Source organism: Tritonibacter litoralis (genome assembly GCF_009496005.1).
GTDB lineage: Bacteria > Pseudomonadota > Alphaproteobacteria > Rhodobacterales > Rhodobacteraceae > Epibacterium > Epibacterium litoralis.
This window is the reverse complement of record NZ_WIBF01000015.1, coordinates 26,515-39,884: the sequence shown is the minus strand read 5'-3', so window position 1 is coordinate 39,884 and position 13,370 is coordinate 26,515. Positions and strand designations below refer to the sequence as shown.

Sequence of the window (13,370 nt, the reverse complement as noted above, 5' to 3'; positions counted from 1 at the left end):
ACTCTGTCACCAAGGGGGTGCGCACAGTTTTGTGAGCGGGGAGGGCTGGCCCGTCGCAAAAGGTCACGGAAAAACCCGGCACAGGGCCGGGTTTCACAGATGGTTAGCTTTGGACCGTGACGAAGGGTGCGTTACGCCGCCAGCCCTTTGGAGCCGATTGCGATAAACTTCTCGCGCCGGTCTTTGATCAACGCGGCTGCGTCCATGTCGCTCAGTTCCGCCAGCATATTGGTGATGGCCCCGCGCACCGCCGCCAGCGTGGCTGTGGTGTCGCGATGTGCGCCGCCCATGGGTTCGGAAATGATCCGGTCGATCACATCCAGCTCCAGCAGATCCTGCGCGGTCAAACGTAGGGCTTCGGCAGCTTCGCGCATCTTTTCGGCGTCTTTCCACAGGATCGAGGCGCAGCCCTCAGGACTGATCACCGAATAGATCGAATGCTCCAGCATCGCGACACGGTTGGCCGTGGCAAAGGCCACAGCGCCGCCGGAGCCACCTTCGCCAATGATCACGGAAATCAACGGTACACCGATTTTCAGACACATCTCGGTTGAACGCGCAATGGCCTCAGATTGGCCACGCTCTTCGGCGCCTTTGCCGGGATAGGCGCCAGCCGTGTCGACCAAGGTGATCACGGGCAGGCCAAACCGGCCGGCCATCTCCATCAGACGGATCGCTTTGCGATAACCTTCGGGGCGGGCCATGCCAAAGTTATGGGTGATGCGCCCCTTGGTGTCAGAGCCTTTTTCATGGCCGATCACAACCACAGGCTGGTCGTTGAACCGGGCCAGACCACCCATGACGGCCAGGTCATCGGCGAAGTTGCGGTCGCCGGCCAGAGGCGTGTATTCGGTAAACAGCTCTGCAATGTAATCTTTGCAGTGCGGACGGTTGGCATGACGCGCCACCTGGCATTTGCGCCAGGGGGTGAGGTCCTGATAGAGGTCCTTCAGAAGCTGCTCGGCCTTGGCATCCAATGCGGCGGCTTCCTCGGTCACATCCATCTCTTCATTGGCCCGCGCCAAAGCCCGCAGCTCTTCCGCTTTGCCTTCGATCTCCGCAAGGGGTTTCTCGAAATCGAGATAGTTGGTCATGGATGCCTCTCTGCACACAGTTTGCGAAGGCTATATGACCCTGAGCGCGACCAATTGCAACCGGGCAAGCAGGGGGGAGGGGGTGGGCGTGATCAGAAGGGGGCCAGGAGAGGGGGGCGTGCTGCGGGATCGGCGGCAAAAAAAGCGCGCGGCAGGTGGGGTGGCACAATCAAATGTGGCATCCAGGATCAGCGCAGCCCTCCCGCCCACGCGGGCCACGTCCCCTTGGGACGGACCCTTGCGGTTGGGCGTAGCGCCGCGCCAAAGGCGCGGCGCTACGCCCAAAATCCGCCACTCGCTCTGGCCGCAGGCCAGGGGGTGTGGCGGATGCGGGAGCGCCCTGAACGACCTGTGCCGACTACCGTAACACCGCTTGCTGGTCAGGGCAGGGAAGGGACAGTGGACTGGAACATCAAAACCCAACGCGCAGCAGTTCAGCAAGATTTGGTAATCGGCTCCATGTCAAGGGTAAGGTGAGACTGACAAGACGCATTTGAAAAAACCGGCAAGGGAGACGCGCAATGAAAGATCGGGAAAACCGCCAGGCAGAGCCCGCAGTCATCGCCGAGAAGGCGCAGAGCATCCATGCGCGCAACATGGAAAAGCGCCTGCTGCGTGTGGTGGAACACATCCATTCTGCGCAGCCGCAAGAACTGTCGTTGGACCATCTGGCCGATATCGCAGCCATGTCCCGGTTCCACTTCCACCGGGTCTTTCACGCGGTGACCGGAGAGACCGCAGCCCAGGCTACGCGGCGCATTCGCCTTTATCGGGCGGCCATGCAGCTGGTGCAGGGCAGCTGTCCCATCGATCAGATCGCGGCAGAGGCAGGCTACGCCACCGTGCCCGCTTTCTCCCGCGCCTTTCGGGCCCGTTTTGATCTGCCGCCTGGTCAGTTTCGCCAACGTGGACAGCTGGGCCCCGCGCCTCGGCCCCCTCTTATAGGAGAAACCAAAATGTATGACGTCACCCTTGAAACGCTTCCGGACCGCCGCCTTGCGGGGCTGGACCATCGTGGAGATTACATGGCCATTGGCGAGACCTTTGAAAAACTGAACGTGCTGGCCAGCAGTCGCAACCTCTGGCCCAAGGTTCAGGGGATGCTTGGCATCTATTATGATGATCCCGACGCTACCCCCGCCCAGGACCTGCGCAGCTTTGCCGCGCTTGAGATTGCGGCCGATGCGGATGTGGCCGAACCGATGGAACGCGCAAGCATTTCCGGTGGTGCAACCGCGGTCCTTCTGTTCAAAGGGCCTTATGCCGGGCTTCATGACGCTTACAAATACCTCTATGGCGTCTGGTTGCCGCAATCCGGCCGGGAAGCGCGCGATGCGCCCTGCTATGAGGTCTATCTGAACAGCCCGTCCGACACCGCGCCCGAAGAGCTGCTGACGCAAATCTGCCTGCCGCTGGCGGCCTGAGGTTTACTTCAGCAGAAGGGCTGCACCCAGTGATGCGACCAACATGCCGGCCATGCTCCAGTTGAAGACGCGCAGGCGGGCCGGGTTGGTCAAGATGCGGCGCAGCTGTTGGCCCAGAACCGTCCAGGTGGTTGTCGATATACAGCCCATCATCACATAGGTCCCCGCAACCCAAAGGATCGCACCCAACGTGCGGTCCGTTGCATAAAGCGTGATCGCTCCAAGCGCCATCGCCCAGGCCTTGGGGTTGACCCATTGAAAGGCCACGGCCTGCAGAAACGTCATCGGACGCCCTTCGGTGACCCCTTCGCCAGGGGTCGCCGCATGGGCCACTTTCCACGCCAGCCACAGCATATAGACAACTGAAACCACCTCCATCACCCGGACCAAGGGCGGAAATAGGGTAAACAGCTGCATAATGCCCAGGCCCACGGGCACGATCATCATCGGAAAGCCCAGCCCCACGCCCAACATATGCGGGATAGTGCGGCGAAAACCAAAGTTAGCCCCCGAAGCCATCAGCATCAGATTGTTCGGGCCCGGTGTGATCACCGTTCCAAGGGCAAAGCCTGCCAGCGCTATGAAGATCTCAAAAGTCATTGGGTGAATATGATGGTGAACGCGTGGAATGAAATTGTGTTTTGCGGCGTGTTGCGTCATGTTTTGCAACAAATGACTAAGATGGATCGAATTAATCAGCAAATATTGCAGGAGCTGTCACGCGACGGCCGGGTTTCGAATCTGGAGCTGGCCGATCGGGTGGGGCTGTCCCCCTCTGCCTGCCTGCGCCGCGTCCAAGAGCTGGAGCGTGCAGGTGTCATCACCGGCTACCGCGCGGTTTTGGACCGCAGCAAGCTGGGCGCGGGCTTTGTCACCTATATCGGTGTCGGTCTGGGCGAACATAACAAAGAGGCGCAAGAAGCCTTTGAACGGGTCATGGACCGCGCGCCAGAGGTGGTGGAATGCCATAATATCACGGGCACCATCGAGTATCTCTTACGCGTGGAATGTGCCGATCTGCCAAGCTACAAACAATTTCACACGGATGTGCTGGGGACGGCCCCGTTCGTGACGTCGATCACCTCCTATGTGGTGATGGGAACCCCAAAGGATCTGCGGCAATAGGGGGGCGGCGTTGCGCCCTGGGCGCGCGGTGGGCTTGGCAGATGTTAAGCTGCATCTGTCACTTTGTCGGCGATCGATCACCGGGGCACGTCTGACACGCGCGCCTCACCTGGAACTGGCCCCCGATCTGGCACATCGGGGAGAGAATGGACGTCTGTTCTGTGGGATATCCCACCCGCTTTCCGATTTGGCGGCGCCGCCACCTTATCAAAAGGCTGTTCGACAGAAACGCGAGCCTGGGCTGCGGGATCTCCCAGAGAGGCTTCAAAGCACTACAAAATGGTCGTCGAGGCAGTGTCCGTCGGCTCCAAACGCATGCACTTTTGCTTTGCGTTGTTTGACTGCAGCTTTGCGTTGTTCAAAGGAGGCGCGTCGTTGTGCGCAGGGCCAAATGCAACAGATGCAGGGAAGAGTAAGAGGTTTTGCGCTGCGCGATGCGCATCGCCAGGGGGCGGGGGCCGCGCCAAAGGCGCGGCCCCCGCCCGGCCCAACGCTTTTCAAGGGGCCGTTGGCGCATTGAAAAAGGGGCGGGAGCGCTTCGCCCGCCGCAGGCGTTTTGAACCGGGGCCGTCGTGACGACCGTTTGCTTACCCGGCTTCGGCGATCAGCTCTGCTTGGGCCACAATCACCTCGGCCTGTTTGATCGAAGCGATGTCGACCAGGCGCCCTTTGTAAACGGTGGCACCAGCACCAGATGCCTTGGCCTCTTCCATGGCGGCCAGGATTTCCCGTGCTTCTGTTACCGCCTCTTCAGAGGGAGTGAAGACTTGGTTGGCGAGCGCAATCTGTCTGGGATGGATCGCCCATTTGCCCACCATGCCCAGCGTGGCAGAGCGTTTGGACTGCGCGATATACCCCTCATCATCCGAGAAATCGCCAAACGGCCCATCCACCGGCAGAACACCATGGGTCCGGCAGGCCGCAACAATGGCCGCCTGCGCCCAATGCCAGGGGTCAGACCAGTGTTTGTCACCCTCACGCAGCATATAGTAATTCTCTTGTGTGCCGCCGATCCCAGTGGTCTGCATGCCCATCGAGGCCGCAAAGTCCGCAGCCCCCAGCGACATCGCCTGCAGGCGCGGGCTGCTGGCTGCAATCTCTTCCACATGGGCGATGCCCGCCGCAGATTCGATGATCACCTCAAAGGAAATCGGCTTGGTCCGGCCCTTGGCGGTTTCAATCGCGGTCACCAGCGCATCCACCGCATAAATATCCGCGGCACAGCCCACCTTGGGGATCATGATCTGATCCAACCGGTCGCCTGCCTGTTCCAGAACATCCACCACATCGCGGTACCAATAGGGCGTGTCCAACCCATTGATGCGCACGCTCAGGTATTTATTGCCCCAATCCACTGTGTTGATCGCCTCGATCACATTGGCGCGGGCCATCTCTTTGTCTGAGGGCGCAACCGAATCTTCCAAATCTAGGTTGATTACATCCGCTGCCGAAGCTGCCATTTTGGCAAACAGTTTGGTGTTCGAGCCGGGGCCGAACAATTGGCACCGGTTGGGCCGGGCGGGGGCAGTGGGTTGAATGCGAAAGCTCATGTTGGATCTCCTCCCACGCGTTGAGCGCGTAACGATATGTCGTATGACTTTGAGATATTGGTATAAAATTTCAGACCGCTTCGCAATGGCCATTTTGCAACCGCAGCATTGTTTACAAATCGCCTAATTTGTAAGCATCTTTGATCCGAAGACTTCACCAGAATATCGCCCTCTTTCGGATATTTCTTGCTTTTCTTCGGGCATGAATCGAAGAAAATTCGATGCGTTCCATAAAACTTGGTACAATGCCGGGAGCTCCTCGCGTGCGCATTTGCATACAATGGCCGAAACAATGTTACCTATGTGGAGCGCTTTGACATGATTGAGACCCCTTATCTCCTGTTCCTGGGCGATGCGCCCGATATGTTGGCAGCAAAAGTGGCCATCGGGATCCGCGACTGGCGTCCGGATCACGCGGTTGGCCAGATCTCTTTGCCCGGCTGCGGCGCGGATCTGGGCCTGACCGAAATGACACTGGAAGAGGCCAAAGAAGCCGGTGCTAAGACACTGGTGATCGGCGTGGCCAACCGCGGCGGCGTGATCTCTGCGGCGTGGAAAGAACTGCTGGTCAAAGCGCTGGAGATGGGCTTTGACATCGCATCCGGCTTGCACAACCTGCTGCGTGACGAAAACGAGCTGGTCGCGGCGGCTCAGACCCACGGCTGCACCCTGCACGATGTACGTATCCCCACCGTGGCCTACCCAATTGCAAACGGTAAGAACCGCACCGGCAAACGTTGCCTGGCCGTGGGTACCGATTGTTCCGTGGGCAAAATGTACACTGCGCTGGCCATGGACACCGTGATGCAGGAACGCGGGATGAAATCCACCTTCCGCGCAACCGGTCAGACCGGCATCCTGATCACCGGTCAGGGGGTTCCGCTGGACGCCGTGATCGCGGACTTTATGGCGGGTGCGGTCGAATATCTGACCCCCGACAACGATGACGACCACTGGGATCTGATTGAGGGGCAGGGCTCCTTGTTCCACATTTCCTACTCGGGTGTGACCATGGCGCTGGTCCACGGTGGTCAGCCGGACGCGCTGATCCTGTGCCACGAGCCAACCCGCGAGCACATGCGCGGTCTGCCGGGCTTTGACCTTCCGACCCTGCAAGAGCTGCGCGACACCGCACTGCCGCTGGCGCGGAAGTCCAACCCGGCCTGTCAGGTTGTCGGCATCTCCGTGAACACGCAGCACCTGAGCGAAGAGGAGGCGATTGCCTATCTGACAAAGGTCGAAGAGGAAATGGGTCTGCCGGCGGTTGACCCCTATCGTCAGGGTGCGGGCCGACTGGTCGACGCACTTGCCGCGATCTGATGAGACTCTTTCCGATCGGGGGCGCCTGCGGTGATCGTGGGTGCCTCCGGCGGAAGTATTTTTAAAAAGATGAAAGACGGGTGGCCCTTTCACTAGGTGCGCCCTAGGGTGACCGCCGAAAAGGCGCATCCGATTGGGGGTATTACATGCAGTTGAGTGTCACCGCAGACGTATTCAAGCTGGCACAGGTCTTTACCATCTCGCGCGGGTCGCGGACCGAGGCCAAGGTGCTGACGGTCAAAGTTGAGAAAGACGGTCATGTGGGCTGGGGTGAATGCGTGCCCTATGCGCGTTATAATGAAACGCTGGATAGTGTGACCGACGAAATTCGCGGCCTGCCCACGGATTTTGATCGTGCGGATCTGCAAGGGCTGTTGCCATCCGGGGCCGCCCGCAATGCGGTCGATTGCGCGCTGTGGGACCTGGAGGCCAAACAGGCCGGGAAACGCGCCTGGGAGCTGGCTGGCCTGCCCAAACCGGGCCCGGAAATCACCGCCTATACGCTGTCACTTGCGGAACCGGCAGAGATGCAGGCGCAGGCGGCCAAAAATGCATTTCGTCCGCTGTTGAAAATTAAACTGGGCACGCCGGACGATATGGCGCGTTTGGAAGCTGTGCGGGCCGGTGCGCCGGACAGCACCATTATTGTTGACGCCAATGAAGGCTGGTCAGCAGAGGTCTATGCGGATCTGGCGCCGCATCTGGTGCGTCTGGGCGTGGCGCTTGTTGAACAGCCTTTGCCCGCAGGCGAAGATGACGCGCTGATTGGTATGGACCGGCCCGTGCCTGTCTGCGCCGATGAAAGCTGCCATGACCGTGCGAGCCTGGCCAAGCTCAAAGGCAAGTATGATGTGATCAACATCAAACTGGATAAAACCGGCGGTCTGACCGAAGCGTTGAAGCTGCGCGAAGCGGCCTTGGCTGAGGGCTACAAAATCATGGTCGGCTGCATGGTCGGCTCTTCGCTTGCGATGGCCCCAGCGACCTTGGTGGCCCAAGGGGCCATGGTCACAGACCTTGACGGCCCGCTTCTGTTGGCCGAAGACCGTGAACAACCGTTGACTTTTGATACGGCAGGCGTGCACCCGCCGTTGGCCGATCTGTGGGGCTAAGGAGACTGAGATGACCCGTACAGTATATGTAAATGGCGAATACCTGCCAGAGACCGAAGCCAAGGTCTCGATCTTTGATCGTGGTTTCCTCTTTGCGGATGCGGTCTATGAGGTGACATCCGTTCTGGATGGCAAGCTAATTGACTTTGAAGGGCATGCCGTGCGCCTGCAGCGTTCTCTGGACGAGCTGGACATGAAATCCCCCTGCAGCAAAGAAGAACTGCTGGAGATCCACCGCAAGCTGGTGGCGGAAAACGGCATCGTCGAAGGTCTGGTGTACCTGCAGGTGTCCCGTGGGTCCGATGGCGACCGTGATTTTGTCTTCCCCTCTGAGGACACGCCGCCGTCCTTGGTGCTGTTCACCCAGAACAAGCCCGGTCTGGCCAACAGCGAAGCGTCGAAAAAGGGTGCCAAAGTCATCTCGATCGAGGATATCCGCTGGGGGCGTCGCGACATCAAAACCGTGCAGCTGTTGTACCCGTCCATGGGTAAAATGATGGCGAAGAAAGCCGGCGCCGATGACGCTTGGCTGGTGGAAGACGGTTATGTGACCGAAGGCACGTCGAACAACGCCTATTACGTCAAAGATGGTGTGATCGTGACCCGCCCGCTGTCAAACGATATCCTGCATGGGATCACCCGTAAGGCGGTTCTGCGAATGGCAAACGAGGCGCAGATGAAAATCGAAGAGCGTCTGTTTACCATCGAGGAAGCCAAAGAGGCGGATGAAGCCTTCACCACCTCGGCTTCGGCCTTTGTGATGCCGGTTGTAGAAATTGACGGTGTTCAGCTGGGTGACGGCACACCGGGCCCAATCGCCAAGCGCCTGCGTGAGATCTATCTGGAAGAAAGCCTGAAAGAGGCGATCTGATCCCGTTGTCCCAAGAGGACAAGATTTTAAAAGGGCCGTTCCTGAAATAAGGAACGGCCCTTTGTCGCTGACACGCCAGAGTGAGTGGTGGTTTGGTCTGTTTTGGTGAGTGTCAGCAAAGCCTCCTGTGCAGGAAGGCTATTCTTCTAGGCGGCGTCTGGCCTGCTCGATGGCCTTTTTGGCATCCTCATAGTTCCAATTGCGGGCGCAATCGATTGCGTGATCAACCAGCGGCTTTAACCCCCCAGTTTCCACCTCTCGCGATCCGGTTTCGGATTGCGCCGAGGTGTTAAGTTTGGAAGATTTTGAATACAACATTACCGCTCGCAGTGGTTTTACCCTTTAGATTTCTTTACACTTTGCGGTAATTGTTCGGACAAAATCAATCGAAGCGGCAGATTATTACATGATGAAAATCGATGTGTCCCAGATCAATGGTCAAACATTGCGCGTTTTTCTCGCAGTGTTCGACGAAGTCTCGGTCAGTCAAGCTGCTTTATCCCTTGGGGTGAGCCAATCCAGCGTCAGCCATACGTTGGAAAAACTGCGGGGCACCTTGGGGGTGGAATTGTTCCAGAAATCCGGGCGCGGCATTGTGCCAACCGCCGCCGCCACACGGATTGCGCCGCAGATGCGCAAGATCATGGCGGATCTGGAAGCGCTGGGAGAGGCGGAGGTTTATCAGCCGAACCAGGATCCGCGCCCCATTGTGATCGCGATGAATGGCGGAGCCATGGCGGTAGCGGCGCGGGCCATTCAAAAGGCGTTCTGGCGCGAAGTGCCGATGAAGCAGGTCACCATCCGGGAACTGGGTGCGCGCGACAATCTGGAAGAGAGCATGTACCGCATGGATCTGGATGTGGCCATTGTACCGCGATTGAACAGCTATCCAACAACGGTGCGCACCTCGGCGCTGTATGTCGATCAGTCGTCCGTCTTTTACGATGCAGATGTGCGGGAGCCTATCCAATCGGTGCCGGACTATGGGGCGGCCCATCACATCGTGCTGGATTTCGGCGGGCGCACCAAAAGCACAGTAGAGCAACGTCTGGAAGAATTTGCCATTCAGCGCAAGGTGACGGTTGGGGTGCCAAATGTCTGGCTTTTGGCCGAGGTCATGGAGGGCACCTCCATGGTCGCAACTTTGCCGGACAAACTGCACAAAGGGGTTCTGTCTCGTTTTGCAAAATGCCCGGTGCCCTTTGTGGTGCCAGATATCTCATTTGATCTGGTCTGGCACCTGCGGCACGAAAACTCAGCCCGTCAACGCTGGATCCGCGATGTCATCAAAGGGTGTTTTAAGTGCTGATCCTCAGCTCTTGTCGGTGACGTTTTCCTTGAAGGCGACTTCAAAGGCGGCCTGTGTTTCGGCGCTGGCTTCGGTCTGGTACTTGGATTTCCACTCATCCATGGTCATGCCATAATAAATCTCGCGCGCGGTGTTTTTGTCCATATCAATGCCGCGGTCGTTGGCGGCTTCCTGATACCAACGAGACAGGCAGTTGCGGCAAAAGCCCGCCAAATTCATCATATCGATGTTCTGCACATCGGTGCGATCTTGCATCAGATGCTGTTGCAAGCGGCGAAAGGCAGCAGCTTGCAGTTCAATTTCGGTCTGGGGGTCGATTTTTGGCTGGTCCATGACGCGCTCCGTCGAAAATTTGCTACGTTTAGAGGTAACAGGCCGAACTACCGCTCGCAACGGGATCACAAAAGACTGATCGCATTTTCGAAATGGCCGCAGGCCTGTGTTGGAACTTGGGAAATTGTCATGAAACTGTCTTTGTTTAGTGGTGCAGCTTTACGGGAGTTGCCAGATAAGGCGATTTAAGCGATAAGAGCCGCAAATAATGTTTGCGTTAACATTTGCGGGTTCATCATGGTCAGGAGGTGGCGCGAGGCCGAAGGGCCGGTTCTGTTTCGGCAGCGCGTTGAGGACATGGTGACCAGAAACACGAAGGAGAACGTCGATGCGACGACAGCGTAATGTGAAAATCGTGGCCACTCTGGGCCCCGCATCCAACGATTATGACACCATCCGTGCCCTGCATGAGGCTGGGGCCGATGTGTTCCGTCTGAATATGTCGCATGGCAGCCACGAAGAGATTGCCGAACGGCACCGGATTATCCGCAAAATCGAAGAAGATCTGGACAGCCCGATTGCTATCCTGGCGGATTTGCAGGGCCCCAAGCTGCGGGTTGGTGTTTTTGCCAATGACGCCGAAGAGCTGGAAGAAGGTGCCAAATTCCGTATGGATCTGGACGAGACGCCGGGTGATGTGGCCCGCGTGCAGCTGCCGCACCCTGAGATCTTTCAAGCGCTTGAACCCGGTGCTTCGCTCTTGGTGAATGACGGTAAGATCCGTCTGAAGGTCGAAAGCTGCGGCGATGATTTTGCCGATTGTGTTGTTGTGACCGGCGGCACCATCTCCAACCGCAAAGGTGTGAACGTACCGGATGTGGTTCTGCCCCTGGCGGCTCTGTCGGAAAAAGACCGCGCGGATCTGGAATTTGTCTGCGCCCTGGGCGTCGACTGGCTGGCGCTGTCCTTTGTGCAGCGTGCCAAGGATGTGTTCGAAGCCAAAGGGTTGGCAGACGGTCGCGCCGCTGTGGTGGCCAAGATCGAGAAGCCTGCGGCCGTTGAAAACATTGATGAAATCCTCGATGCTTGCGATGGTATCATGGTGGCGCGCGGGGATCTGGGTGTGGAACTGCCCGTCTCGGCCGTGCCGCCGATCCAGAAACGTTTGGTCCGCAAATGTCGCAATGCCGCCAAGCCGGTGATTGTCGCGACCCAGATGCTGGAAAGCATGATCGAAAGCCCGATGCCAACCCGCGCCGAAGTTTCGGACGTGGCGACCGCGATCTATGAAGGCACCGATGCTATCATGCTGAGCGCGGAATCCGCGGCTGGTCAGTATCCGATCGAAGCGGTTCAGACCATGGACAAGGTCGCCAAAGAGGTTGAGGCGGATCCCACCTATCGCGATATTATTGCCGCCTCGCGCTCTGCCAAGGGCAGCACGGTTGCGGATGGTATTGTGGCCGCCGCCCGTGAGATTGCCGAAAAGACCGACATCAAGGCGATTGCCTGTTTCACCCAAAGCGGCACCACTGCCTTGCTGACCGCGCGCGAACGTCCTGCGGTGCCGATCCTGGCGATGACGCCGATGCGCGACACCGCCCGCCGTCTGGCGCTGAGCTGGGGTTGTAACTGCATCGAAACTCATGCGGTTGAGCGGTTCAAAGGCGCGGTTGTTGGCGCAGTCCGCGCCGCGCGGGCCGGTGGTTTTGCCAGCGAAGGCGACCAGATTGTGGTCACTGCGGGGGTTCCGTTTAACGTTTCGGGCACCACCAATATTCTGCGCATCGCCCCCTGCGACGAGCGCCAGATCTATGCCACTGATCCGGAATAACGAGGGTCAATCGCAGGCCTGTCCTGCGGTTTGAACTGTTTGGAAAACCACTGTGGGGAACAGATCCCACAGTGGTTTTTCGTATCCCGGCAGGGGAGTGTGGCAGGAAAGAAAGGATCTGTTTACATTTTTTTCCATCCATTGCCGACGGGGCTCCTATATTGGTAAACTTTGACCAGTGATGTTTTTGGGGAAGGGCAAGTTATGGATCCAGATCTTTGCCTGATTGTCGGGCTTGGCCTTGGGGTGTTGTCGGTTCCTGCCTTGTTGTCTGCAATTAGCGATTCACGCGCACCGCGCAGTGGAGGGCTGACTTTGTTGGTTGCAGTTAGTTTGATTGCCTTTGCGGTTAATCAAAAGCCTGGTGGATACTCGATCGAACAAATCCCGGATGTGTTCTTCGGGGTTGTTGGGCGGTTTTTCTAACACGGTTTGCCACCTGAACCCGGTGTAAGAAGAAAGGGGCACGCATCCCTGCGCGCCCTTTTTCAGTTTCGTTTAACCTGATGCGTGCTGCGGCGGTTATCCCTTGTTTGAGATCAAGCGCGGCCTTGGCGGCGGTGCAGAACGGCAAATGCGCCCAAAGCGGCGGCCAGCAAAGGCAGGCTTGCAGGCAGCGGGATCGGCGCCGGAGCGGAGACCACGTTGGACAGTTCGTAGGTTTCAACCGGCAGACCACCGGTGCCTTCGCTTAGCGAGAAGCTCGTGAAAGCGGTGTCCGACAGAAACCCAAAAAAGCTGCCTGCGGTCTCTGGTGCGATGGTTTCCGCAAGCGCAAAGGATGCGTCGCCTACTGTCACAGTCAGAGAAATCCCGGCCCCTGCACCAAAGGGTGACAGATCAAAGAGACCGCCAAACCCAAGCACCGCCTGATTAAAGGTAAACACGGTGTCCGGCGCATCGTTTAGGTTGATACGATCCCGCAGAACGCCATCGTTAAAGCGGACATCTGCACCTGTAATGGTCAAAACGCTGCTGTCTGCCGAAAGTTCAACGGGGGTAACATTACTCGCCTGGGCAGCGAATGCGTCCTGGTCGTCAAATATCGTAAATGTTGCAGCCTGTGCTGAGACCGCCGCCGCAAGGATTAAGGGTGCTGCTAGGAAAAGGTGTTTCATGTGAAATCGTCCCTCGTGTCATCGAGATTTGCTGTGCGGTCGACTCATTGTTCCATTTCTGGTCTCGCGTTAACTTTTTGTAAATCTTGAGCGGAAAAGCAATATTCGATGAGGTGAATGTGTTGTGGCGTGTGAAGCCGCGACAAAAAGAGCGTAAGTGCGCGTCTTGTGGCACAGGCGAATTAAAAATTCGGCGTACGTTATCCATCAGGTTATTTGCGCAATTTGCCCCAACCGCGCGGCCCGTTGGGGCCTGCAGCGCCATAACTGACCGGTGGTTTTTTGGCTTTTCGGGCCTGTCGGGCTTGCCATTGCCTTTCAAAGCGTCTAAACGGCGCCA

Annotated in this window: 13 protein-coding genes; 8 read left to right on the top strand and 5 right to left on the bottom strand. The window is 58.0% G+C overall.

Annotation, left to right across the window (positions count from 1 at the left end):
- Positions 1-131: 131 nt before the first annotated feature.
- A complete protein-coding gene (locus GFB49_RS18525; RefSeq protein ID WP_153217439.1) occupies positions 132-1,094 on the bottom strand; it encodes an acetyl-CoA carboxylase carboxyltransferase subunit alpha in 963 nt (320 codons plus the stop codon).
- 521 nt (positions 1,095-1,615) lie between these two features.
- Here GFB49_RS18525 and GFB49_RS18520 point away from each other — a divergent pair.
- Positions 1,616-2,518, top strand: coding sequence for an AraC family transcriptional regulator (locus GFB49_RS18520; protein WP_153217437.1), 903 nt, complete (start codon positions 1,616-1,618; stop codon positions 2,516-2,518).
- A gap of 3 nt (positions 2,519-2,521) precedes the next feature.
- Here GFB49_RS18520 and GFB49_RS18515 read toward each other — a convergent pair whose 3' ends face one another.
- Positions 2,522-3,118 (bottom strand): LysE family translocator, encoded by a 597-nt coding sequence (locus tag GFB49_RS18515; protein WP_153217493.1) that lies wholly within the window; start codon positions 3,116-3,118, stop codon positions 2,522-2,524.
- Between the two features lie 72 nt (positions 3,119-3,190).
- On the opposite strand from GFB49_RS18515, the gene GFB49_RS18510 reads away from it, so the two are divergent.
- Entirely contained in the window at positions 3,191-3,643 is a 453-nt protein-coding gene (locus GFB49_RS18510; RefSeq protein WP_153217435.1) for an Lrp/AsnC family transcriptional regulator, read from the top strand.
- A gap of 587 nt (positions 3,644-4,230) precedes the next feature.
- On the opposite strand, the gene GFB49_RS18505 is transcribed toward GFB49_RS18510, so the two are convergent.
- The gene (locus GFB49_RS18505; RefSeq protein WP_153217433.1) at positions 4,231-5,193 is read right to left on the bottom strand and encodes an L-malyl-CoA/beta-methylmalyl-CoA lyase; all 963 of its coding nucleotides are present in this window, start codon (positions 5,191-5,193) and stop codon (positions 4,231-4,233) included.
- Between the two features lie 318 nt (positions 5,194-5,511).
- Between GFB49_RS18505 and dgcN the strand changes: the two genes are divergently transcribed.
- The 4 genes from dgcN (at position 5,512) to GFB49_RS18485 (ending at position 9,805) form a co-directional block, all read left to right on the top strand.
- Positions 5,512-6,513, top strand: a complete 1,002-nt coding sequence (dgcN, locus tag GFB49_RS18500) for an N-acetyltransferase DgcN (protein WP_153217432.1) — start codon at positions 5,512-5,514, stop codon at positions 6,511-6,513.
- A 146-nt stretch (positions 6,514-6,659) separates the two neighbouring features.
- Positions 6,660-7,625, top strand: a complete 966-nt coding sequence (gene dgcA, locus GFB49_RS18495) for an N-acetyl-D-Glu racemase DgcA (RefSeq protein WP_153217430.1) — start codon at positions 6,660-6,662, stop codon at positions 7,623-7,625.
- Positions 7,626-7,635: 10 nt separating this feature from the next.
- Positions 7,636-8,496 (top strand): D-amino-acid transaminase, encoded by an 861-nt coding sequence (locus GFB49_RS18490; RefSeq protein ID WP_153217428.1) that lies wholly within the window; start codon positions 7,636-7,638, stop codon positions 8,494-8,496.
- Positions 8,497-8,902: 406 nt separating this feature from the next.
- Complete coding sequence (locus tag GFB49_RS18485) at positions 8,903-9,805, top strand: LysR family transcriptional regulator (RefSeq protein ID WP_153217426.1); 903 nt, start codon at positions 8,903-8,905, stop codon at positions 9,803-9,805.
- A 3-nt stretch (positions 9,806-9,808) separates the two neighbouring features.
- On the opposite strand, the gene GFB49_RS18480 is transcribed toward GFB49_RS18485, so the two are convergent.
- Positions 9,809-10,123, bottom strand: coding sequence for a DUF1244 domain-containing protein (locus tag GFB49_RS18480; RefSeq protein ID WP_343032636.1), 315 nt, complete (start codon positions 10,121-10,123; stop codon positions 9,809-9,811).
- A gap of 343 nt (positions 10,124-10,466) precedes the next feature.
- On the opposite strand from GFB49_RS18480, the gene pyk reads away from it, so the two are divergent.
- The gene (pyk, locus tag GFB49_RS18475) at positions 10,467-11,912 is read left to right on the top strand and encodes a pyruvate kinase (RefSeq protein WP_153217422.1); all 1,446 of its coding nucleotides are present in this window, start codon (positions 10,467-10,469) and stop codon (positions 11,910-11,912) included.
- A 204-nt stretch (positions 11,913-12,116) separates the two neighbouring features.
- Positions 12,117-12,338 carry a hypothetical protein gene (locus tag GFB49_RS18470; protein ID WP_153217421.1) on the top strand — a complete coding sequence of 74 codons (222 nt, stop codon included), beginning with the start codon at positions 12,117-12,119 and terminating at the stop codon, positions 12,336-12,338.
- Between the two features lie 113 nt (positions 12,339-12,451).
- Here GFB49_RS18470 and GFB49_RS18465 read toward each other — a convergent pair whose 3' ends face one another.
- Positions 12,452-13,030: a VPLPA-CTERM sorting domain-containing protein gene (locus GFB49_RS18465; RefSeq protein ID WP_153217420.1), complete on the bottom strand. Its 579-nt coding sequence runs from the start codon at positions 13,028-13,030 to the stop codon at positions 12,452-12,454.
- Between the last annotated feature and the right edge of the window lie 340 nt (positions 13,031-13,370).

Bases quoted from the DNA above. Each gene is read 5' to 3' on its own strand.
- GFB49_RS18525 (WP_153217439.1), bottom strand. From the start codon at position 1,094: ATGACCAACTATCTCGATTTCGAGAAACCCCTTGCGGAGATCGAAGGC.
- GFB49_RS18520 (WP_153217437.1), top strand. From the start codon at position 1,616: ATGAAAGATCGGGAAAACCGCCAGGCAGAGCCCGCAGTCATCGCCGAG.
- GFB49_RS18515 (WP_153217493.1), bottom strand. From the start codon at position 3,118: ATGACTTTTGAGATCTTCATAGCGCTGGCAGGCTTTGCCCTTGGAACG.
- GFB49_RS18510 (WP_153217435.1), top strand. From the start codon at position 3,191: ATGACTAAGATGGATCGAATTAATCAGCAAATATTGCAGGAGCTGTCA.
- GFB49_RS18505 (WP_153217433.1), bottom strand. From the start codon at position 5,193: ATGAGCTTTCGCATTCAACCCACTGCCCCCGCCCGGCCCAACCGGTGC.
- dgcN (WP_153217432.1), top strand. From the start codon at position 5,512: ATGATTGAGACCCCTTATCTCCTGTTCCTGGGCGATGCGCCCGATATG.
- dgcA (WP_153217430.1), top strand. From the start codon at position 6,660: ATGCAGTTGAGTGTCACCGCAGACGTATTCAAGCTGGCACAGGTCTTT.
- GFB49_RS18490 (WP_153217428.1), top strand. From the start codon at position 7,636: ATGACCCGTACAGTATATGTAAATGGCGAATACCTGCCAGAGACCGAA.
- GFB49_RS18485 (WP_153217426.1), top strand. From the start codon at position 8,903: ATGATGAAAATCGATGTGTCCCAGATCAATGGTCAAACATTGCGCGTT.
- pyk (WP_153217422.1), top strand. From the start codon at position 10,467: ATGCGACGACAGCGTAATGTGAAAATCGTGGCCACTCTGGGCCCCGCA.
- GFB49_RS18470 (WP_153217421.1), top strand. From the start codon at position 12,117: ATGGATCCAGATCTTTGCCTGATTGTCGGGCTTGGCCTTGGGGTGTTG.
- GFB49_RS18465 (WP_153217420.1), bottom strand. From the start codon at position 13,030: ATGAAACACCTTTTCCTAGCAGCACCCTTAATCCTTGCGGCGGCGGTC.